This is a genomic window from Frondihabitans sp. 762G35 (assembly GCF_002074055.1).
Taxonomy (GTDB): Bacteria; Actinomycetota; Actinomycetes; order Actinomycetales; family Microbacteriaceae; genus Frondihabitans.
In genome coordinates this window covers 1,699,486-1,720,722 of record NZ_CP014619.1, presented here as the reverse complement: position 1 = coordinate 1,720,722, position 21,237 = coordinate 1,699,486, and the positions used below count along the sequence as shown (strand labels likewise).

Annotated in this window: 19 protein-coding genes; 15 read left to right on the top strand and 4 right to left on the bottom strand. The window is 70.6% G+C overall.

Annotation, left to right across the window (positions count from 1 at the left end; genetic code table 11):
* The first annotated feature begins 82 nt into the window (after positions 1–82).
* A complete protein-coding gene (gene leuA / locus AS850_RS08290; protein WP_119868684.1) occupies positions 83–1,843 on the top strand; it encodes a 2-isopropylmalate synthase in 1,761 nt (586 codons plus the stop codon).
* A gap of 47 nt (positions 1,844–1,890) precedes the next feature.
* Here the strand turns inward: leuA and AS850_RS08285 are convergent, their stop codons facing one another.
* Positions 1,891–2,553 (bottom strand): trimeric intracellular cation channel family protein, encoded by a 663-nt coding sequence (locus tag AS850_RS08285; protein WP_236940653.1) that lies wholly within the window; start codon positions 2,551–2,553, stop codon positions 1,891–1,893.
* A gap of 34 nt (positions 2,554–2,587) precedes the next feature.
* Here AS850_RS08285 and recO point away from each other — a divergent pair, with 34 nt between their 5' ends.
* Complete coding sequence (gene recO / locus AS850_RS08280; protein WP_119868682.1) at positions 2,588–3,343, top strand: DNA repair protein RecO; 756 nt, start codon at positions 2,588–2,590, stop codon at positions 3,341–3,343.
* Between the two features lie 50 nt (positions 3,344–3,393).
* Positions 3,394–4,185, top strand: a complete 792-nt coding sequence (locus AS850_RS08275) for an isoprenyl transferase (protein WP_119870216.1) — start codon at positions 3,394–3,396, stop codon at positions 4,183–4,185.
* Positions 4,186–4,198: 13 nt separating this feature from the next.
* On the opposite strand, the gene AS850_RS08270 is transcribed toward AS850_RS08275, so the two are convergent.
* Both AS850_RS08270 and AS850_RS08265 read right to left on the bottom strand, forming a co-directional pair.
* A complete protein-coding gene (locus AS850_RS08270) occupies positions 4,199–4,870 on the bottom strand; it encodes a hypothetical protein (protein WP_123955474.1) in 672 nt (223 codons plus the stop codon).
* Between the two features lie 41 nt (positions 4,871–4,911).
* Positions 4,912–5,850, bottom strand: a complete 939-nt coding sequence (locus AS850_RS08265) for a LysR family transcriptional regulator (RefSeq protein ID WP_119868680.1) — start codon at positions 5,848–5,850, stop codon at positions 4,912–4,914.
* Positions 5,851–5,931: 81 nt separating this feature from the next.
* Between AS850_RS08265 and AS850_RS08260 the strand changes: the two genes are divergently transcribed.
* The 4 genes from AS850_RS08260 to AS850_RS08245 all read left to right on the top strand — a co-directional run bounded on the left by AS850_RS08260 (position 5,932) and on the right by AS850_RS08245 (position 9,391).
* Positions 5,932–7,020: an aminotransferase class V-fold PLP-dependent enzyme gene (locus tag AS850_RS08260; protein ID WP_119868679.1), complete on the top strand. Its 1,089-nt coding sequence runs from the start codon at positions 5,932–5,934 to the stop codon at positions 7,018–7,020.
* A 78-nt stretch (positions 7,021–7,098) separates the two neighbouring features.
* The gene (locus tag AS850_RS08255) at positions 7,099–8,484 is read left to right on the top strand and encodes a glycine--tRNA ligase (RefSeq protein ID WP_119868678.1); all 1,386 of its coding nucleotides are present in this window, start codon (positions 7,099–7,101) and stop codon (positions 8,482–8,484) included.
* Positions 8,485–8,546: 62 nt separating this feature from the next.
* Positions 8,547–9,209, top strand: a complete 663-nt coding sequence (locus AS850_RS08250) for a DsbA family oxidoreductase (RefSeq protein ID WP_119868677.1) — start codon at positions 8,547–8,549, stop codon at positions 9,207–9,209.
* A complete protein-coding gene (locus AS850_RS08245) occupies positions 9,206–9,391 on the top strand; it encodes a hypothetical protein (RefSeq protein ID WP_119868676.1) in 186 nt (61 codons plus the stop codon). Before AS850_RS08250 ends, AS850_RS08245 begins: the two co-directional genes overlap by 4 nt.
* 19 nt (positions 9,392–9,410) lie before the next feature.
* Here the strand turns inward: AS850_RS08245 and AS850_RS08240 are convergent, their stop codons facing one another.
* Positions 9,411–9,890, bottom strand: a complete 480-nt coding sequence (locus AS850_RS08240) for a YbaK/EbsC family protein (RefSeq protein WP_119868675.1) — start codon at positions 9,888–9,890, stop codon at positions 9,411–9,413.
* 119 nt (positions 9,891–10,009) lie between these two features.
* On the opposite strand from AS850_RS08240, the gene dusB reads away from it, so the two are divergent.
* The 8 genes from dusB to AS850_RS08200 all read left to right on the top strand — a co-directional run bounded on the left by dusB (position 10,010) and on the right by AS850_RS08200 (position 21,230).
* Positions 10,010–11,182, top strand: a complete 1,173-nt coding sequence (dusB, locus tag AS850_RS08235) for a tRNA dihydrouridine synthase DusB (protein ID WP_119868674.1) — start codon at positions 10,010–10,012, stop codon at positions 11,180–11,182.
* A gap of 157 nt (positions 11,183–11,339) precedes the next feature.
* Positions 11,340–12,545, top strand: a complete 1,206-nt coding sequence (locus AS850_RS08230) for a deoxyguanosinetriphosphate triphosphohydrolase (protein WP_236940907.1) — start codon at positions 11,340–11,342, stop codon at positions 12,543–12,545.
* Between the two features lie 73 nt (positions 12,546–12,618).
* Positions 12,619–14,526 (top strand): DNA primase, encoded by a 1,908-nt coding sequence (dnaG, locus tag AS850_RS08225; protein ID WP_119868672.1) that lies wholly within the window; start codon positions 12,619–12,621, stop codon positions 14,524–14,526.
* Between the two features lie 172 nt (positions 14,527–14,698).
* The gene (locus tag AS850_RS08220; RefSeq protein WP_119868671.1) at positions 14,699–16,357 is read left to right on the top strand and encodes an ABC transporter substrate-binding protein; all 1,659 of its coding nucleotides are present in this window, start codon (positions 14,699–14,701) and stop codon (positions 16,355–16,357) included.
* A 188-nt stretch (positions 16,358–16,545) separates the two neighbouring features.
* On the top strand, positions 16,546–17,637 hold the full coding sequence (locus AS850_RS08215) for an ABC transporter permease (RefSeq protein ID WP_119868670.1): 1,092 nt from the start codon (positions 16,546–16,548) through the stop codon (positions 17,635–17,637).
* A gap of 1 nt (position 17,638) precedes the next feature.
* Positions 17,639–18,658: an ABC transporter permease gene (locus tag AS850_RS08210; RefSeq protein ID WP_119868669.1), complete on the top strand. Its 1,020-nt coding sequence runs from the start codon at positions 17,639–17,641 to the stop codon at positions 18,656–18,658.
* Positions 18,655–20,349: a dipeptide ABC transporter ATP-binding protein gene (locus tag AS850_RS08205; protein ID WP_119868668.1), complete on the top strand. Its 1,695-nt coding sequence runs from the start codon at positions 18,655–18,657 to the stop codon at positions 20,347–20,349. The genes AS850_RS08210 and AS850_RS08205 overlap by 4 nt, the downstream gene beginning before the upstream one ends.
* Positions 20,346–21,230, top strand: coding sequence for an ATP-binding cassette domain-containing protein (locus AS850_RS08200; RefSeq protein WP_119868667.1), 885 nt, complete (start codon positions 20,346–20,348; stop codon positions 21,228–21,230). The genes AS850_RS08205 and AS850_RS08200 overlap by 4 nt, the downstream gene beginning before the upstream one ends.
* The last annotated feature ends 7 nt before the right edge of the window (positions 21,231–21,237 follow it).

Here is a 21,237-nt window from a genome sequence, read left to right as displayed (position 1 = left end):
CTAAGGCCTCCCTCGTCGCGGAGTTCGCGGTGCTCGTGACCATTCCGGGGCCTGATCACCATTCGTCGAAGAGGGAGACCCCATGAAGAACACCCAGCAGCCGTCCGGGATGCCGATCCACAAGTACGTCCCGTACCACGAGCAGATCACCGTCGACCTGCCCGACCGCACCTGGCCGACGAAGCGCATCGAGGTCGCCCCGCGCTGGTGCGCCGTCGACCTGCGCGACGGCAACCAGGCCCTGATCGACCCGATGAGCCCCGAGCGCAAGCGGATCATGTTCGACCTCCTCGTCCGCATGGGCTACAAGGAGATCGAGGTCGGATTCCCTTCGGCCTCGCAGACCGACTTCGACTTCGTCCGCAGCCTCATCGACGAGGGAGCGATCCCCGACGACGTCACGATCCAGGTGCTGACGCAGGCGCGGGAGCACCTCATCAACCGCACCTACGAGTCGATCGCGGGGGCGAAGCAGGCGATCGTCCACCTGTACAACTCCACGAGCATCCTGCAGCGCGACGTCGTGTTCCGCACCGACCGCCAGGGCATCGTCGACATCGCGCTCGAGGGTGCGCGGCTGTGCAAGGCGGCCGAGGCGACGATCCCCGAGACCACCGTCTACTACGAGTACTCGCCCGAGAGCTTCACCGGGACCGAGCTCGAGTTCGCCCGCGACATCTGCAACGCCGTCATCGAGGTGTTCGAGCCGACGGCCGACCGCCAGGTCATCATCAACCTCCCCGCCACCGTCGAGATGGCCACGCCGAACGTCTACGCCGACGCCATCGAGTGGATGTCGCGCAACCTGGCCCACCGCGAGAACGTCATCCTGTCGCTGCACCCGCACAACGACCGCGGTACCGGCGTCGCGGCGGCGGAGCTCGGCTACCTGGCCGGCGCCGACCGCATCGAGGGCTGTCTCTTCGGCAACGGGGAACGCACCGGCAACGTCGACCTGGTCGCGCTGGGCATCAACCTGTTCACGCAGGGCATCGACCCGCAGATCGACTTCTCCGACCTCGACGAGGTCAAGCGGACCGCCGAGTACTGCAACCAGCTCCCCGTCCCCGAGCGGAGCCCCTGGGCCGGCGACCTCGTCTACACCGCGTTCAGCGGTTCGCACCAGGACGCCATCAAGAAGGGCTTCGAGGCCATGGCGGCCACGGCCGCCGAGCGCTCCGTCCCCATCGACGAGCTCGTGTGGGCCGTCCCCTACCTGCCCGTCGACCCGAAAGACCTCGGCCGCTCGTACGAGGCCGTCATCCGGGTGAACTCGCAGTCCGGCAAGGGCGGCGTCGCGTACCTGCTCAAGACCGACCACGCCCTCGACCTGCCCCGCAAGCTGCAGATCGACTTCTCCGGCGTCGTGCAGTCCAAGACCGACGCCGAGGGCGGCGAGGTCACGAGCGACCAGATCTGGTCGATCTTCCAGGACGAATACCTGCCCTCGACCGACGCCGAGGCGAAGTGGGGCCGGTTCGAGCTCACGCGCACCGGCACCCGGAGCGACATGACGGGCGAGACGCACCTCGCCGTCGACCTCCGGGTCGGCGACGACCGCGTCTCCACCGAGGGTGTCGGCTCCGGTCCGATCGCGGCCTTCATCGACATCCTCGCCTCGCAGGGCGTGACCGTGAAGCTCTACGACTACGTCGAGCACACGCTCTCGGCCTCGGGCGACGCGCAGGCCGCCTCGTACGTGGAGCTCGACGTCGACGGCACGCGCCTCTGGGGCGTCGGCATCGACGCCGACATCTCGACGGCGTCGCTCAAGGCGATCGTGTCCGCGGTCAACCGCGCTCTCCGCTCCGTGACGGCCGACCGGGAGCTGGCCTCCGCCTGACGCGCGGGTGGCGCCCCCAGCGGGGCGCCGCCCCCTGCGTCGCCGTCTCAGCGGGGCCGGCGCCACCGGGGCAGGCGGCTCAGCGCGCGCTGCTCCGGGAGCGTCCACCCGAAGCGGACGGCCAGCAGGCGCAGGAGCACGGTGGTCGTGGCTCCTGCGAGGGCCGCCACGAGCGTCGGCACCCCGAACGCGACGAGACCGACGAGCACCGCGGTGCCCGCCCCGGCGGCGACCGCGTAGAGCGATCCGACGTGCATCATCGCGATGGTGAGATTCATCAGGAGGTCGCGCAGCACCGACCCGCCGACGGCCGACACGACGCCGACGAACACGGCGGGGATCTCGGGCAACCCCATCGCCAGGGCCTTCGTCGACCCGATCGCGCCGAAGAGGCCGATCGTCAGGGCGTCGAGGACCGTGATGAAGGCGGCGAGCCGGGTGAAGAGGCGCTGCAGCAGCATCCCGAGGAGCGCGGCGAGGACCGCGGCCGCGAGGTACCAGTTGCTCTGCATGGCGCGCGGCACCTCCCCGAGGAGGAGGTCGCGCAGGATGCCCCCGCCGAGGCCCGTCGCCGTCCCGATGATCGCCACGCCGAGCAGATCCACCCGGCGGTCGCGGAACTGGCTCGCGAAGAGGGCCCCCTGGAGACTCCCGATGGAGACGGCGAGAAGATCCGCCCAGAGGGGGATGGTGAGAGCTGTGGCGGACACCGGTCGATTCTGCCACGCGGGGGATACTGGACTCGTGCCCGTGTACCGAGACGAATGCGTGATCCTGCGCACCCACAAGCTGGGTGAGGCCGACCGCATCCTGACGATGCTCTCCCGGTCGCACGGCAAGATCCGCGCCGTCGCCAAGGGCGTCCGGCGCACCGCGTCGAAGTTCGGCGCGCGGCTCGAGCCGTTCATGGTGGCCGACCTGCAGCTCTACGAGGGCAGGAGCCTCGACATCGTCACGCAGGCCGAGTCGCTCGGTTCGTACGGCGCCGACATCGTCTCCGACTACGGCAGCTACACGGCCGCCAACGTGATGGTGGAGACGGCCGACAAGCTGACCGACGCCGAGGCGGGGCTCCAGCAGTACCTCCTCCTCGTCGGTGCGCTGCGGGCCCTGGCGCGGCGCGAGCACGACTCGCAGCTCACCCTCGACTCGTACCTCCTGCGCGCCCTCAGCATCGCCGGCTGGGCACCGAGCTTCGGCGACTGCGCCGTGACCGGCGCGCCGGGCCCGCACGCCGCCTTCGTCGTCCAGCTGGGAGGCGTCGTCGCCGATGCCGCCGCCCCTCCGGGTGCGCCGCGGCTCGACCCCGAGACCCTGCGACTCCTGGCCGCCCTCCTCACCGGAGACTGGCCGACGGCCGAGGCCGCGGGAGAGAGCACGCGCAACCAGGCCAGCGGCGTGGTTGCCGCGTACACCCAGTGGCACCTCGAGAGAGGGCTGCGGTCCCTGCAGCACGTCGACCGGACCATCGCCACCACCCGCCGAGGAGAAGTCCTGTGAAGTCCACGCCAGCCGCGTCCGGTGAGCGCCGAGGCCTGTTCGGCCGCCGCATGATGCCGACCGAGATGGTCTACCAGCCCCTCGACTGGCAGGGCGGCGAGCCGCCGCGCTACCCCGAGGGGTCGGTGCCCGAGCACGTCGCCGTCGTCATGGACGGCAACGGCCGCTGGGCCAACGCGCGCGGCCTGCCGCGCATCGAGGGTCACCGCGCCGGGGAGGCCGCTCTGCTCGAGGTCGTCGCCGGGGCGATCCAGGCCGGGGTGAAGCACCTCAGCGTCTACGTCTTCTCGACCGAGAACTGGAAGCGCTCGCCCGAGGAGGTGCGGTTCCTGATGGGCTTCAATCGCGAGGTCCTCCACCGCCGGCGCGAGCAGCTCAACGCCTGGGGGGTCCGGATCCGCTGGTCGGGTCGCCGCCCCAAGCTCTGGGCCTCGGTCATCAACGAGCTCCGCGTCGCCGAGGAGGCGACCCGCGACAACACGGTGATGACGCTCAACATGTGCGTCAACTACGGCGGTCGCAACGAGCTGACCGACGCCATCCGGTCCATCGCCGCCGAGGTCGAGGCGGGGCGGCTGAAGCCGGCGGGCATCACCGAGAAGGTCATCCAGCGCCACCTCTATCAGCCCGAACTCCCCGACGTCGACCTCTTCCTCCGGAGCTCAGGGGAGCAGCGGACGAGCAACTTCCAGCTCTGGGAATCGGCCTACGCCGAGATGGTGTTCCTCGACCGCCTGTGGCCCGACTTCACCCGCGAGGACCTCTGGGGCGCGATCGACTCCTACGTCGGACGCTCGCGTCGGTTCGGCGGGGCCGTCGACGCGCCGACGCCAGCGCCCTGATCCGCGGCGCGCGTCAGAACGTGATGTTGGCGCCGAGGAAGATGCGCTCCGCGGGCCAGAGGAACTGCAGCGTCAGGGGGCCGTCCGTGGCGCGGTGGAACCACGCGTTCGCGAACACGACCTGCTTGCCCGGCAGAAGGTACCAGGTGGATGCGCCCTTCGGGAACTGCGTCGACAGGTCGGTGCTGTAGCCGTTCCTGGTCAGGAGGTCCTGGCCGGCGAAGGTGTCCTGGGCGGCCAGTTTGTTGCCGTAGGACGAGTAGTCGGCGCTCAGGTCGGTGAGGTCGAGGCGCTGGCTGGAGTCGTTGACGAGCACGTAGGCCGTCACGTAGACCTTGGTGCCGGCGGGATAGGGGTCACGGCCGTCGGGCCGGGCGTAGATCGACGCCTTCGACGTGGTGATCTCGCCGACCTTGTAGATGTACACGGTGAGGTCCTTGTAGTTGACCTGGTTGAGGAGCGTGCCGCCCGGTGCGAGCGCGCTCGGCGATCCCGTGCCTCCTGCGCTGCCGCTGCCGGGGCCGCCGGTGACCTGCGGTTGCGGCGCGGCCGTGGCTCCTGCGCCGGAGCCCGCGGTGCTCTGCGAGCCCGGGACGGGCGTGAGCGAGTCGACCGTGGAGAAGCAGCCCGTCAGCCCGACGAGAAGGGCGCAGGCCACGGCCACGGGGAGGATTCGTCTACGCACGGTGCCGCTTCCTCCGTCGGTGGTCTGTCGGTCGCCCCAGCCTAACCGCGGTCGGCCGGGCGGAGTCCGAACGTCGCGGCGTCGAGGCCGAGGACGGCCCGGAGTCCCGCCGCGACCGCGGGCACCCGTTCGGCCCCTCGCGAGTGCACGACCTGCACGATGCGATCGGCGTCGGCCGGGAGCGGACGGACATCGACGCCGGCGGGCGTCCCCGCCGTGAGGAGGGAGAGCCCCGGCAGCAGCGCGATCCCGAGTCCGGCGGCGACGAGACCGGTGACGGCCAGCGCGTTGTCGGTCTCGAGCACGATCTCCGGTTCGAAACCCGCGGCCCGGCAGACGGCGAGCAGGTGCCCCCGGCAGCGCGGACACCCGCCGATGAACCGCTCGGCGCGGACGGCCGCCAGATCGGCGTGCGCCCCGAACGTCCCCCGGGGCCCGACCAGCATCGTCGTGTCGCGGAAGAGCGGCGTCGTCCGGAGACCCTCGACCCGAGGAGCATCGGACCGCTGCCCGTCTCCGGGGTAGCTGAACGTCAGGGCGAGGTCGATCGCGCCGTCCCGCACGAGCTCGAGGGCGGCGGGCGGCTCCACCTCGAGATAGCTGAGAGTGACGCTCGGGTGGCTGACCCGGAGGGACGACAGGATGCTCGGGACGAGCGTCGGCGACGCGCTGGGGAAGCCCGCGAGCCTCAGCGTCCCGGTCACTCCACCCGCGAGCGAGTCGAGGTCCTGGCGCGCCGCGTCGAGGGCGGCCTGCACGTGCACGGCGTGGGAGGCGAGGCGACGTCCGGCCTCGGTGACGGCGACCCCGCGCCCCGATCTCAGGACGAGCGGCTGGCCGAGCACGCCCTCCGCACGGCGGATCCTCTGCGTCACGGCCGGCTGGCTGTAGCCGAGGGCGGCGGCGGCCGCGGTGATGCCGCCCGTCTCGGCGACGGCGCGGATGACTCGCAGGTCGAGGAGGTCGAGTTCGGTGCTCATCCGGCGAGCATAAGCGGTCGTTATCGGAATCATGACTCATCTGTCGTTGTGTGATGCGTCGACGGGCGCGAGGCTCGACGCATGACGACTCCTCCCGCCGCCGTCTCCCTCGACGAGGCGCGCGCCGAGTTCCCGCGCGGCACCGGGTATCTGGCCGCGTGCACGGGAGGCCTCCCTCCGACGTCCGCCGTGCGGGCGATGCGCGCCGACCTCGAGTCGTGGTCGACCGGGCACCTGAGCCCCGTCCGACATGGGGAGACGGCCGAGGCGACGCGGGCGGCCTTCGCGCGCCTCGTCGGGGTCCGGCCCGAGCTCGTCGCCCTCGGATCGCAGACCTCCGCCATGGTCGCGGTCCTCGCGGCGTCCGTCCCCGACGGGGCGGAGGTCCTCGTGCCCGAGGGCGACTTCTCGTCCCTCGTGATGCCGTTCCGGGCGCAGGCCCACCGGGGTGTGAGGGTGCGGGTGGTCCCGCTGGGCGACCTCGCCCCGAGCATCCTGCCGTCGACCTGGCTCGTCGCGTACTCGCTGGTGCAGTCGGCGACAGGGGAGACCGCGGCCGACGACGAGGTGGTGCGGGCGGCTGCGGCGGCCGGTGCCCGCACCCTCGTCGACCTGACGCAGGCCGCCGGCGTCGTCCCCGTCGACGCCTCGCGGTACGACGCCACCGTGACGCACGCTTACAAGTGGCTCTGCGCGCCCCGCGGCGTCGCCTTCCTCACGATCGGCGAACGACTCCTCGAAGAGGTCCGGCCCGTACAGACGGGGTGGTACGCGGGAAGCGACGTCTGGGCCTCCTGCTACGGCGCCGACGTCGAGCTCGCCGCCGATGCCCGGCGCTTCGACGTCTCGCCGGCGTGGCAGGCCTTCGTGGGGGCGCTGCCGGCCCTCGAGCTCTTCGCGTCCGTGGCCCCTGTCGAGGTCGCGCGGCACGCGGGTGACCTCGGAGACGCGCTCTGCAGGAGCCTCGGACTCCCGCCGCACGGGCGCGCCATCGTCACCTGGCCCGACTCGGACGGCCGCCACTTCGACGCCCTCACGCGGGCGGGCCTCACCGTGTCGGGGCGCGCCGGGCGCGTCCGCGTCGCCTTCCACCTCTGGAACGACCACGACGACGTGGAGCGCGTCGTCACCGCTCTCCGCGGGACCGCGCCGCGCGGCACCTCCCGATAGGCTTGACCCCTACGCCGACGGCCCGCGCACCCAGTGCGGGCCTTGACCTCGCGGCCGACCTCACCTGGAGCATCACACGTGGCAGCACCGAACCGTCTCGATTCCGTCATCGCCCTGGCCAAGCGCCGCGGGTTCGTCTACCAAGCGGGCGAGATCTACGGCGGGTCGCGCTCGGCCTGGGACTACGGGCCCCTCGGCGTCGCGCTGAAGGAGAACATCAAGCAGCAGTGGTGGAAGTTCATGGTGCAGGGCCGCGACGACATTGTCGGGCTCGACTCCTCGGTCATCCTGCCCCGCAAGGTCTGGGAGGCCTCCGGCCACGTCGAGGTCTTCTCCGACCCGCTGGTCGAGTCGCTCCACACGCACAAGCGCTTCCGGGCCGACCACCTTCTCGAGGCCTACGAGGAGAAGCACGGCCACCCGCCGGTCAACGGTCTCGCCGACATCCGCGACCCCGACACCGGTCAGCCCGGCTCCTGGACCGAGCCGCAGAACTTCTCCGGCCTGCTGAAGACCTTCCTCGGCCCGGTCGACAACGAGCAGGGCATGGCCTACCTCCGGCCCGAGACGGCGCAGGGCATCTTCGTCAACTTCGCCAACGTCATGGGCTCCGCGCGGATGAAGCCGCCCTTCGGCATCGCGCAGGTCGGCAAGTCGTTCCGCAACGAGATCACGCCCGGCAACTTCATCTTCCGCACCCGCGAGTTCGAGCAGATGGAGATGGAGTTCTTCGTCGAACCGGGGAGCGACGACGAGTGGTTCCTGTACTGGATCGACGCGTGCGAGAAGTGGTACCTCTCGCTCGGGATCACCCCCGAGAACATCCGCCGCTACGAGCACCCGTCCGAGAAGCTCTCGCACTACTCCAAGCGCACCGTCGACCTCGAGTACCGCTTCCGCTTCGCCGGCTCGGAGTGGGGCGAGCTCATGGGTGTGGCCAACCGCACCGACTTCGACCTCAAGACGCACTCCGAGGCCTCCGGCGTCGACCTCTCCTACTTCGACCAGACGAAGAACGAGCGCTGGATCCCCTACGTGATCGAGCCCGCATTCGGCCTCACCCGGGCGCTCATGGCGTTCCTCGTCGACTCGTACCACGAAGACGAGGCGCCCAACGCGAAGGGCGGCGTCGACAAGCGCACCGTCCTGAAGCTCGACCGTCGCCTCGCGCCGGTGAAGGTCGCCGTGCTGCCGCTGTCGCGCAACGAGAGGCTCTCGCCGCTCGCGCGCTCCGTCGCCGACGGGCTGCGCCAGTATTGGAACATCGACTTCGACGACGCGGGAGCCATCGGCCGCCGCTACCGCCGCCAGGACGAGATCGGCACGCCGTTCTGCGTCACCGTCGACTTCGACTCGCTCGACGACAACGCCGTGACCGTGCGCGAGCGCGACACGATGGCGCAGGAGCGCGTCTCGCTCGATCAGCTGCAGGGGTACCTCGGGGCGCAGCTGCTCGGCGCGTAGGCGCTGCGTCGGCAGAACCCGGCGGCGGGAATGCCACGCTCGGCCGAGGGGTTCTCGTCCCCGTGAACAACGTCATCAAGGTCGACATCTGGTCCGACATCGCGTGCCCGTGGTGCTTCATCGGCAAGCGCTCGTTCGAATCCGCCGTCGAGGGCTTCCCGGGGGAGGTGGAGGTCGAGTACCACTCGTTCGAGCTCTCCCCGGACACCCCCGTCGACTTCGAGGGCGACGAGATCGACTTCCTCGCCAGACACAAGGGCATGCCGCGCGCGCAGGTCGAGTCGATGCTCGAGACCGTGACGTCGCGCGCCTCCGACGTGGGGCTGGCCTACGACTTCGAGGCCCTGCATCACACGAACACGGTCAAGGCGCACCAGCTCCTTCACTACGCCAAGGCCCGCGGGGTCCAGCTCGACCTCGTCGAGCGCCTCCTCTCGGCCTACTTCGAGAAGGGCAGGCACCTCGGCCGGCTCGACGTCCTCGCCGACATCGCGGGCGAGGCGGGGCTCGACCGCGCCGACGTCCTGCGCTCGCTCGAGACGGACGAACACCTGGCCGACGTCCGCGCCGACCAGGAGCAGGCCGCGGCCTTCGGCATCAACGGCGTGCCCTTCTTCGTCTTCGACGGCAAGTACGGCGTCTCCGGCGCCCAGGCACCCGAGACGTTCCGCGGTGTGCTCGACACCGTCGCCCTCGAGGCGACGGTCGGGCAGGAGGCGCTGTGAGCGACACCGACAGGTCCACCCCGTTCATCCTGCTCGGCGATCCGGATGCCCTTGCCTGCGAGGGCGACGCCTGCCTGGTCCCCGTCGTGACCGGCTCCGAGCTCGGGCTGTCGCCCGACGAGACGGCTGCCGCATCCTCCCGCGCCGTCGCGGCGGCCCTCGACGAGGGCGCCTCGCTCTGACGAGCGGGCAGGGAGCGTCTCAGTCGCTGATGTCGGCGACCGTGGCCTTATAAGCGCTGACGAGGCTGTCGGCGTCGACGAACGCGCTCCGGCCGTGCGTTCCCGCTCCCAGGGCGACGCGGCGTCCGACGATCCGCTCGTCGGCGAACACGGGCCAGGCGGTGGTGCTCCCCATCGGACTGATCGTTCCCCGCTCGAAGCCGGTCGCCTCGAGGGCCAGGTCGGCCGAGGGCATCGACAATTTGTTGACTCCGACGGCGGCGCGCAGCTTCGCCCAGGAGATCTGCCGGTCACCCGGGATCAGCGCGAAAAGGAAGGTGCCGTCGTGCTTCTTCACGACGAGGCTCTTGACGATCGAGGAGGCCTCGATCCCCAGAAGCGCCGCGGCGGCCTCGAGGCTGTCCGCGGCGGGGCGCTCGACGATCTCCACGGCGAGGCCGCGGGCTCCCGCGTCGTCGAGCACGCGCTCTGTTCCGGTGGCGGTCACGGTTCTCCTCATGGCTCGGGGGTCGTCGGTGCGAACGCGCGGTTCCCCCACGGCATTCCCCGCCCGAGACTTCTCCACAGCCCCTGGTCCGGCCTCGTCGGGACCCGAGCGAGAGTGAGACAATTGTCTCGATGACAACGACTCTCACCCCCTCCGCAACGGCCTCGCGACCGACCGACCTCACCATCGGTCGGCTCACGGTCGACTCGCCGGTCGTCCTGGCGCCGATGGCGGGCATCACCAACACGGCCTACCGCCGCCTCTGCCGCGAATACGGCGCCGGCCTCTACGTGAGCGAGATGATCACGAGTCGCGCGCTCGTCGAGCGCACGCCCGAGTCCATGCGTCTCATCACCCACCACGAGAGCGAGTCGGTGCGCAGCATCCAGCTCTACGGCGTCGAGCCCACCACCGTGGCCGAGGCCGTGACCATGCTCGTCGCCGAAGACCGCGCCGACCACATCGACCTCAACTTCGGGTGCCCCGTCCCCAAGGTCACGCGGAAGGGCGGCGGCGCTGCCCTGCCCTGGAAGCTCGGCCTGTTCCGTGAGATCGTCGAGCGCGCCGTCCGCGCCGCCGGCGACATCCCGCTGACGATCAAGATGCGCAAGGGCATCGACTCCGACCACCTCACGTACCTCGAGGCCGCCCGCGCGGCCGAGGGCGCCGGAGTGGCATCGATCGCCCTCCACGCCCGCACCGCGTCGGAGTTCTACTCGGGCCACGCCGACTGGTCGGCCATCGCCACGCTCAAGAACACGATCACGGGCACCCCGGTCCTCGGCAACGGCGACATCTGGTCGGCCGCCGACGCGCTCCGCATGGTCGACGAGACGGGCTGCGACGGCGTGGTCGTCGGGCGCGGGTGCCTCGGTCGGCCGTGGCTCTTCGGCGACCTCGCGGCCGCCTTCCGCGGGGAGGAGCAGAAGGCCGAGCCGGGTCTCGGCGACGTCGCCCGTGCCTTCCGCCGCCACGCCGAACTGCTGGTCGAGTTCTTCGGCGACGAAGACCGCGCGTGCCGAGACATCCGCAAGCACGTGGCCTGGTACTTCAAGGGGTACCCGGTCGGAGGCGACCTCCGGGCCGGCCTCGCCGCCGTCGGGAGCCTCGCGCAGATCGACGACCTCCTCGCCACGCTCGACTGGTCCGAGGAGTACCCGGGCGATGCCGCCGAAGGGCCGCGAGGCCGGGCCGGCAGCCCCAAGAAGCCCGCCCTCCCGGAGGGCTGGCTCGACAGCCGCGACCTCGACGAGGCGTTCCGCGACGAACTGACCGCGGCGGAGCTCCACCACAGCGGCGGCTGAGCGGGGTACCGCCCTCCCGCCCGATGCCGACCCACCGCCCGAAGGGCCCCGCGTGATCTCCTCCTCCCCGCCTCAGCAGCCGCAGGCACTCGGGTCGCACAGCGTCACCGACGACGCAGCGGCCCTCGGCTACGCCGAGCGCGACACCGAGCGCTGGCTGCCCGAGCAGCATTCCAACCGCAGAAGCGACTTCGCCCGCGATCGCGCCCGCCTCCTGCACTCGAGCGCCCTGCGACGTCTCGCGGCCAAGACGCAGGTGCTCAGCCCGACCGCCGGCCTCGACTTCGCCCGTAACCGGCTGACGCACTCCCTCGAGGTGGCCCAGGTCGGTCGGGAGCTCGCGACGAGCCTCGGGCTCGATCCCGACGTGGTCGACACGGCCTGCCTTGCGCACGACCTCGGTCACCCGCCGTTCGGCCACAACGGGGAGAAGGCCCTCAACGACTGGGCGAGCGACATCGGCGGCTTCGAGGGCAACGCGCAGACGCTGCGACTCCTGACCCGCATCGAGCCGAAGGTGATCGGTTCCGACGGCACCAGCTACGGCCTCAACCTCACCCGGGCGAGCCTCGACGCGAGCTGCAAGTACCCGTGGCCGGCCGCGCAGGGCATCGCGGATCCGAGCGGGCGAACCAAGTTCGGCTTCTACGACGACGACACCCCGGCCTTCGAGTGGCTCCGGCGGGGGGCTCCGAGGCGACAGCGCTGCATCGAGGCGCAGGTGATGGACCTCAGCGACGACATCGCCTACTCCGTTCACGACTTCGAGGACGCCGTCGTGAACGGCTACATCGACGTGGCCTCGCTCGGGTCCGCCGAGGGCCACGCCGGCCTCGTCACGGCCATGCACGAGTGGGTCGGCGGAGAGCTGAGCCGCGACGAACTGACGGAGGCCTTCGAGCGGCTCCAGGCCCTCGATGTGTGGCTCGACGACTACGACGGGGGCCGCATCGACCAGGCCCGCCTGAAGAACCTCACGAGCCAGCTCATCGGCCGGTTCGCCGGGTCCGCCACGCAGGCGACCCACGAGCACTACCCGCAGGCGAGCCTCATCCGGTTCTCCGCGAGCGTCGTCATCCCGGCCGACATCATCGGCGAGATCGCCGCCCTGAAGGGCATCGTCGCCGCGTTCGTCATGACGCGAAACACACGCCAGCCCATCTACCAGCAGCAGCGCGAGGTCCTTGCGTCGTTGGCCGACGCGCTCTGGGCGACGGGGCCGAGCGCCCTCGACCCGGGCTTCGCGACCGACTGGTCGCTGGCCGACGACGACGCCGCACGCCGGCGGGTCGTGGTCGATCAGGTCGCGTCTCTCACCGATCAGAGCGCCATGGCCTGGTACGACCGCCTGGTCCGGTCGTGAGGGGGCCCGCTGTGCCGGCCTCGGCCGACGAGACCCGGCCCACCCGCGGATCGACACGACGGAGGGTCACCCCGTGGCTGGACTGATCAAGCGCGGAGACATCGACGAAGTCCGTTCCCGCGTCAACATCGCCGACGTCGTCTCCGACTACGTGACCCTCAAGGGTGCGGGGATCGGCTCGATGAAGGGCCTCTGCCCGTTCCACGACGAGCGCAGCCCCAGCTTCCACGTGCGTCCCCAGGTCGGCCGCTACCACTGCTTCGGCTGCGGAGAGGACGGCGACGTGTTCAGCTTCATCCAGAAGACCGACCACACGACGTTCCAGGAGGCCGTCGAGCGGATGGCCGCCCGCATCAACTTCACCCTCCACTACGAGGACGGCGGGCAGGCCAGCGACCACGGAAACCGGGCGCGACTCCTGGCCGCGAACGAGGCCGCGCGCGAGTTCTACGTCGAGCAGTTGACGAGCGCGGAGGCGGATCCTGCGCGCCGGTTCCTGGGGGAGCGCGGATTCGACCCAGCGGCCGCCGAGCGTTTCGGCGTCGGCTTCGCGCCGAAGTCGTTCGACGCCGTGCGGTCGCTCCTCAAGGGGCGCGGCTTCACCGAGGAGGAGCTCGTGACCGCGGGCATCCTGAGCCAGGGCGACCGCAACGCCTACGACCGGTTCCGCGGGCGGCTGATCTGGCCGATCCGCGACGTCACGGGCGCCACGATCGGCTTCGGTGCGCGGAAGCTCCTCGAGGACGACAACGGCCCCAAATACCTGAACACCCCCGAGACGCCGATCTACCACAAGTCGCAGGTCCTCTACGGGCTCGACCTCGCCCGCCGCGACATCTCGAAGTCCAAGCGCGTGGTCATCGTGGAGGGCTACACCGACGTCATGGCCTGCCACCTCGCCGGGGTCACGACCGCCGTCGCCACCTGCGGCACGTCGTTCGGCGTCGACCACATCAAGGTGCTGCGCCCGATGCTCGGCGACGTCCGCGGGGCCGACGCGTCGACCCTCGGCGAGGTCGTGTTCACCTTCGATCCCGACGAGGCCGGCCAGCGGGCGGCCAGCCGAGCCTTCGCCGAGGAGCAGCGGTTCGCGGCGCAGACGTTCGTCGCTGTCGCCCCCGACGGCCTCGACCCCTGCGACCTCCGCCTCAATCGCGGCGACGACGCCGTCCGCCGCCTCGTCGAGGGCAAGCGGCCGATGTTCGAGTTCATGATCAAGCGGACCCTCGACGGTCACGACCTCGAGACGGTGGAGGGTCGAGTGGCGGCCCTCCGCTCGTCGGCGCCGGTCGTCGCCGGGATCCGCGACGCCTCGCTGACGCAGGGCTACATCAGGTCGCTCGCCGGCTGGCTCGGGCTCGATCCCTCGGAGGTCGGCACCGCCGTCGACGCCGCCCGCCGCGCTGTGGCCGCAGCACCGAAGGCTGTCGAGCGCCTCGCCCCGTCGAGCGATCCCTCGCGCCAGTCGATCACGAGCCTGCCCGAGCCGGAGCCGGTCGACGAGGGCCCGAGCATCCTGCGCCTGCCCGACGACCTGGCCACGCGCATGGAGCGCGACGCGCTGATGGCGATCCTCCAGTACCCCGCGGCGGCCGACAGCTCGCTCGTCGCCCAGGCGGCGTTCGCCCAGTTCGTCAACGGCTCCCTGGCGGTCGTGCGCGACGCCGTCGCCGCGAGCCTCGATCAGCTGACCGCACCCGACTTCCTCGGGGCCGTCCTCGACCAGACGCCGGGTCCGTTCGCGGGGCTGGTCAAGGAGCTCGCCGTGGGGCCGCTCCCGGAGCGCGAGGGCAGCGACATGGCGCTCTACGCCACGGGCATCCTGTCATCGCTCGTCGAACGCGATCTGCTGCGCCAGAAGGCGGAGCTGCTCGGCCAGATGCACCGCACCGACGCCGCGACCGAACCGGATCGTCGGCGTCAGATCGCACAGAAACTGGTCGATGTCGAAGCGGCGCGCCGTCGGCTGCGCAACGAATGACGCCCCGGCGCACGATCGCGTCGCCGCGCGTTGCGACCCTGTAAACACTTCGCGCTCAATCGCAGCCGAAGACCCGTCTTGTGTTACGAATGGTTCACCCGGGGCGCCCACCACCGCAGTGCCAGCCACGCTGTCACGCCCGGAGTTCACCACAACCTAAGGGGTTAACACCGTGATATCGAAGTCCTCCCTCGGTCGACGCGTGATGATCGGAGCCGTCGGCGTCGCCGCCACCGGCCTCGTCCTCAGCGGCTGCGCATCGACCTCCTCGACCACCACGTCGAGCCTCGACGGCCTCATTGTCGGCACCTCGGACGTGATCGTCTCCCTCGACCCGGCCGGGTCGTACGACAACGGCTCCTTCGCCGTGATGAACCAGGTCTACCCCTTCCTGCTCAACACCCCCTACGGCTCGCCCGACGTGAAGCCCGACATCGCCACGAGCGCGGAGTTCACCTCGCCCACCGAGTACACGGTGAAGCTCAAATCCGGGCTGAAGTTCGCCAACGGCGACGCGCTCACGTCCTCCGACGTGAAGTTCACCTTCCAGCGCCTCCTGACGATCAACGACCCCCAGGGCCCGACCTCGCTCATCAGCAACATGAAGAGCGTCGCCGACCCCGATCCCGAGACGGTCGTCTTCACGCTCAAGACCCCGAACGACCAGACGTGGCCCCAGGTCCTCTCGAGCCCGGCCGGCCCCATCGTCGACGAGCAGGTCTTCAGCGCGACGAAGGTCACGTCCGACGCCGACATCGTGAAGGGCAAGGCGTTCGCCGGCCAGTACGAGATCACCCAGTACAAGCCCAAGGAGCTCATCGAGTACAAGTCGTTTGACGGCTACAAGGGCCTCCTCGGAGGTGCGAAGACGAAGAGCATCACCGCTCAGTACTTCACGAGCGAGACCGACCTCAAGCTCGCCGTGCAGAAGGGCGACGTCGACGTGGCGTTCCGCTCGCTGAGCCCGACCGACCTCGCGTCGCTCAAGAAAGACAGCAAGCTCACCGTCCACGACGGCCCCGGCGGCGAGATCCGCTACGTCGTGTTCAACTTCGACACGATGCCGTTCGGCGCCAAGACCCCCGAGGCCGACGCCGCGAAGTCGCTGGCCGTCCGCCAGGCCGTCGCCGACTCCGTCGACCGCGAGGCCATCTCGAGCGGCGTCTACAAGGGCAGCTACACGCCGCTCTACTCGTACGTCCCCGACGGTCTGACCGGCGCCATCACGCCCTTCAAAGACCTGTACGGCGACGGCAACGGCGGGCCCGACGTCAGCAAGGCGAAGTCGACCCTCCAGAGCGCAGGAGTCACGACCCCGGTCACGCTGAACCTCCAGTACACGCCCGATCACTACGGTGCGTCGTCCGACGACGAGTACGCGGCGCTGAAGACCCAGCTCGAGAAGACGGGCCTCTTCACGGTCAACCTGCAGTCGACGCTCTACGACACCTACAGCGAGCAGCGCACGAAGGACGCCTACCCGGAGTACCAGCTCGGCTGGTTCCCCGACTACAGCGACGCCGACAACTACCTGACCCCGTTCTTCCTGCCCTCGGCCGGTGCCGACGGCAAGGAGGTCCCCGGCGGGTTCCTGCTGAACCACTACGAGAACAAGCAGGTCGACGCCCTCATCGAGAAGCAGCGCAGCGAGACCGACCAGTCGGCCCGCACGAAGGACATCCAGGAGATCCAGACGCTCGTCGCGAAGGACATCTCGACCCTCCCGCTGCTCCAGGGCAACCAGGTCGCGGTCTCGGCGAAGGACGTCCAGGGTGTCGACAAGACGCTCGACGCCTCCTTCAAGTTCCGCTACGCGGCCCTCTCGCGCTGACGGGACCGTGCGTGACCGCCCGCTAGGGTGGACGGACACGTGACCAGGATGGGGCGCTCGCCCCGACCGGAGGAATCCGGTCCGGCGGGCGCCCCATCCCTCTGATCAAGGCACTCCTGCGACGACGCAGCAGCGGCCCCCGCGGCCGAGAGGCGGCGGCGAGCCACGACGAAAGCGAACGCTCCCCAGTGACGGTTCTGAACGACACTTCGCCCACCGCCCCCTCGGTCGGCACCCCCTCCCGCGGAAAGACCCGGGGAGGCGGCCTCGGCCGGTACGTCCTCATCCGGTTCCTCCTCATCTTCCCGACGGTCTTCATCCTGGTGACCCTCGTGTTCTTCCTCATGCGCGTGGTCGGCAACCCGATCACCGCGTCGGTCGGCGGTCGGCTCACGCCGGCGCAGCTGCAGGAGCGACTGCACGCGGCCGGTTACGACCGGCCGATCGTCGTGCAGTACGGCGAGTACCTCGGACAGCTCGTCCGCGGCGACTTCGGCACGACGCTGACCGACCACCGTCGGATCAGCGACATCCTCCTCAGCTACGGCGGGGCCACCGTGGAGCTCGTCTTCTACGCGCTCATCGTCGCGCTGATCATCGGCCTGCCCCTCGGCATGCTGGCGGCCTACGTCCGCGACCGCTGGCCCGACGTCATCCTGCGCGTCTTCGCCATCTTCACCTACGCGACGCCCGTCTTCTTCGCCGGGCTCCTCCTGAAACTCGTCTTCGCCATCTGGCTCGGGGTGCTGCCGCTGGGTGGGCGGGCGAGCACACGGGTGGAGCTCGCGCTCGGGACCATCCCGAACCCGACCGGCATCTACCTGATCGACGCGCTCCGCACCGGCAACTCCGTCATCATCAGCGACGTGCTCGCGCACGCCGTCATGCCGGCGCTCGCCCTGGGCCTCATCACGGGCGGCATCTTCCTGCGCCTGACGCGGACGAACGTGATCGGCACCCTCGGGGCCGACTACATCGACGCGGCCCGGTCGCGCGGGGTGTCGGAGTTCCGGCTGGTACGGATGCACGCCCTGAAGCCCGCGCTCATCCCGATCATCACCGTGATGGGCCTCCAGATCGCCATGCTGCTCGGCGGATCCGTCCTCACCGAGACGACCTTCGGCTGGCGCGGGCTCGGCTTCGAGCTCCAGTACTACCTGTCGGCCCGGGACTTCGTCGCCGTCCAGGGCATCGTCGCCCTGCTGGCCGTCATCGTCGCCGTCACCAACTTCATCGTCGACATCGTCGCGGCGTTCATCGACCCGCGAGTGAGGTACTGAGATGACCACCACACCGGCCGCGCTCGACCAGCGCGCCCCCCTCTGGAAGCGCCTCCCGATCGTCGCGCAGCTCCGCCGCAGCGTCGGTCTGCAGCGCGGGATGCTCGTGACCGGCCTCGTGATCTGCGCCGTGTTCCTCCTGACCGCCGTCTTCGCCCCGCTCGTGGCCCCCTACGGCTTCGCCCAGCAGAGCGGGTCGTCGGGAGCGGCGTTCCCGCGCCAGGCGCCGCCCTCGGCGACGCACCTCTGGGGCACGACCGTCGGCGGCTACGACGTGTTCAGCCGCGTGGTCTGGGGCACCCAGACCGCCGTCTCCGTCGTGATCGTGGCCGTCGTCCTGTCGGTCCTCATCGGCGTGACGCTCGGTCTCGTCTCCGGCTACCTCGGCGGCTGGCTCGACCGGGTGCTCGTGGTCGTGGCCGACGCGGTCTACGCGTTCCCGTCGCTCCTGCTGGCGATCGTCGTGTCGATCGTCATCAGCGGCGGCCAGTCCAGTCTCCTGGGGGGAATCGTCTCCGCGGGCATCTCCATCACGGTCGTCTTCGTGCCGCAGTACTTCCGCGTCGTGCGCGCCGAGGCCGTGAGGCTCAAGGCCGAGGCGTTCGTCGAGTCGTCGAAGGTGGTCGGATCGTCGACCGCTCGCATCATGTTCAAGCACGTGCTGCGGAACGCGACCAGGAGCCTGCCCCTCATCCTGACGCTCAACGCGTCCGAGGCGATCCTGACGCTGGCGTCGCTCGGCTTCCTCGGCTTCGGCATCGGCCCGACGGCCGCCGCGGAGTGGGGCTACGACCTCAACCGCGCCCTCTCCGACACCGCGAGCGGGATCTGGTGGACGGGCGTCTTCCCGGGCGCCGCGATCGTCCTGCTCGTCCTGGGCGTCACCCTCGTCGGCGAGAGCCTCAACGACCTCGCCGACCCGCGACTCCGGACCCGCCGCCGTGCCCGCCGCACGAAGTCGGTCCCGTCGCTCACGAACACGCCCGCGGGCACCGGATCCGCCGAGGAGGCGACCTCATGACCGATCAGGCGAACCCCGTCTCCGTGCCGCGCGACGACCGAGCTCGCGCCGTCGACATCCGGGACCTCGAGGTGACCTTCGCCACCGACGGCGGCGACGTCAACGCGGTCCAGGGCGTGACCCTCGACGTCCGCGCCGGCGAGGTGCTCGCGATCGTGGGCGAGTCCGGCTCCGGCAAGACGGTCACGGCCAAGACCATCCTGGGGCTCCTGCCCGAGACGGCGGTCGCGACCGGCGCCGTCCTGCTCACGGGTCAGGACGTCCTGACGGTCGGGCCGAAGCGGGTCCGCGAGCTCCGCGGCACCGACGTCGCCATGGTCTTCCAGGAGCCGTCGACGGCCCTCAACCCGGTGTACACGGTCGGCTGGCAGATCGCGGAGGGCATCCGCGCGCACGGCAAGGTCTCCCGGAAGGAGGCCCGGCGCCGGGCGATCGACATCCTCGGCCGCGTCGGCATCCCCGACCCCGAGACCCGCGTCGACTACTACCCGCACCAGTTCTCGGGCGGTCAGAAGCAGCGCGTCGTCATCGCGATGGCTCTCGTCCTCGATCCCGCGGTCATCGTGGCCGACGAACCGACGACGGCGCTCGACGTGACGGTGCAGGCCGAGATCCTCGACCTCCTCCGGCGCTGCCGCGACGAGTTCGGCACGGCGATCGTGCTGATCACCCACAACATGGGCGTCGTCGCCGACCTCGCCGACCGCGTGGCCGTGATGTACCTCGGGAAGGTCGTCGAGCAGGCGAGCGCGACCGACCTCTTCGCGTCGCCTCAAGACGACTACACCAAGCGCCTCCTGGGCTCCGTCCCGCGCCTCGAGGCCCGGGGCCGGCAGGAGGCGCCGGCGGACGACGCCGAGATCGTCGTCCGCGCGCGCTCCCTCGAGATCGAGTACCCCGGTCGGCTCGGCCGCTCCGGCTTCCGCGCCGTCAAGGGCGTCGACTTCACCATCGCGCGCGGTCAGGTGCTCGGCCTCGTGGGGGAGTCGGGGTCGGGCAAGACCACGATCGGACGCGCCATCGCCGGTCTCACCCGCGTCACGGGCGGCTCGCTGGAGGTCCTCGGGGTCGAGATGAACGGTGTCCGGGAGCGCGACTTCAAGCCGAAGCGCGCCGACATCGGATTCGTCTTCCAGGACCCCGCGTCGAGCTTCAACCCGCTCCTCACGATCGCCGAGTGCGTCGCGGAACCCCTCATCGTGCACGGTCGCGCGCAGGATGCCCGGGTCGCGCGGAAGCGCGTCGACGAGCTCCTCGAGGCCGTCCAGCTGCCCCGCGCGTTCGGCGACCGCTATCCGCACGAGCTGAGCGGCGGCCAGCGCCAGCGGGCCAGCCTCGCCCGCTCGCTCGCGCTGGAGCCGAGCCTCCTGATCGCCGACGAACCGACCAGCGCCCTCGACGTCTCCGTCCAGGCGCGAGTCCTCGAGCTGTTCGCGGAGCTCCAGAAGGACCTGGGCTTCGCGGCGCTCTTCATCAGCCACGACCTCGCCGTGGTGAACCTCCTGGCCGACCGGATCGGGGTCCTGTACCACGGCGACCTCATCGAGATGGGCCCCAACGACCAGGTGCTCGGTGCACCGGAGGAGGTCTACACGCGGAGGCTCCTCGCCTCGCTCCCCGTCCCGGATCCTGCGGAGCAGGCGTCCCGGCGCCTCGCCCTGGCGGCCCTCGACCGCGAGTCCCGCTCGTGACCGACACGTCCGCGGGAGCACCGCAGGAGTCGTCGGCCGCGGCCGTCATCGTCGCGGACGACCTCTCGCTGCTCTACCCCGCCCGCGCCGGTCGACCCGAGGTGCGCGCTGTCGACGGGGTCTCCCTGACGGTCCGCGAGGGCGAGATCCTCGCGGTGCTGGGGGAGAGCGGCTCCGGCAAATCGACGCTGGCGCAGGCTCTGGCGGGGCTCGCCTACGTCGGCCGCGGCCCGGAGGGGTCGCCGACCATCGTGGGGGGCGAGGCGTACGTGCTCGGGCAGCGGGTGAAGTCGCTCTCCAAGCGGTCGCGCGACCGCCTCACGGCCACCGTCGGCTTCCTGGGTCAGGAGGACGGCGAGAGGCTCAATCCCGATCTCACGGTCGGCGAGGCGGTCGCCGAACCGCTCTACGAGCGTGACCGCCGGTTCGACCGCAAGGTGGCGGGCCGCCTCGTCGCGGGGCTGGTCGATGCGGTGAGCCTGCCGATGAGCACCATGCTCAAGCAGACCTGGGAGCTGTCGGCCGGCCAGCGGCAGCGGATCGCCCTGGCCAGGAGCCTCGTCCTCGAGCCCCGCATCCTGATCGCCGACGAACCCGCCCGCGGCGTGGACGTCATCGTGAGGCACTCCGTGCTCGAACTCCTCCGCGGTCTGCACTCCGACCGCCGGTTCTCCGCGGTCGTGGTGACGTCATCGGTCGCCGAGGCGCGCGCCGTGACCGACCGCATCCTGGTGCTCCGCTCCGGGCGCGTCATCGGCCACGGCGACGTCGACGAGGTCCTCCGCACGACCGTCGACCCCTACGTCAAGCTGCTCTCGCAGACGACGCCGGTCGACATCATCCCGCCCGAAGACCGCCTGCCCAAGAAACACCGTTCCTAGGAGTCCC

Excerpts from the sequence above, each read along its gene's own strand:
- AS850_RS08260 (WP_119868679.1), top strand. The coding sequence starts at position 5,932 with ATGACGACTCCTCCCGCCGCCGTCTCCCTCGACGAGGCGCGCGCCGAG.
- AS850_RS08210 (WP_119868669.1), top strand. The coding sequence starts at position 17,639 with ATGACCACCACACCGGCCGCGCTCGACCAGCGCGCCCCCCTCTGGAAG.
- dusB (WP_119868674.1), top strand. The coding sequence starts at position 10,010 with ATGACAACGACTCTCACCCCCTCCGCAACGGCCTCGCGACCGACCGAC.
- leuA (WP_119868684.1), top strand. The coding sequence starts at position 83 with ATGAAGAACACCCAGCAGCCGTCCGGGATGCCGATCCACAAGTACGTC.
- AS850_RS08240 (WP_119868675.1), bottom strand. The coding sequence starts at position 9,890 with ATGAGGAGAACCGTGACCGCCACCGGAACAGAGCGCGTGCTCGACGAC.
- AS850_RS08205 (WP_119868668.1), top strand. The coding sequence starts at position 18,655 with ATGACCGATCAGGCGAACCCCGTCTCCGTGCCGCGCGACGACCGAGCT.
- AS850_RS08275 (WP_119870216.1), top strand. The coding sequence starts at position 3,394 with ATGATGCCGACCGAGATGGTCTACCAGCCCCTCGACTGGCAGGGCGGC.
- AS850_RS08265 (WP_119868680.1), bottom strand. The coding sequence starts at position 5,850 with ATGAGCACCGAACTCGACCTCCTCGACCTGCGAGTCATCCGCGCCGTC.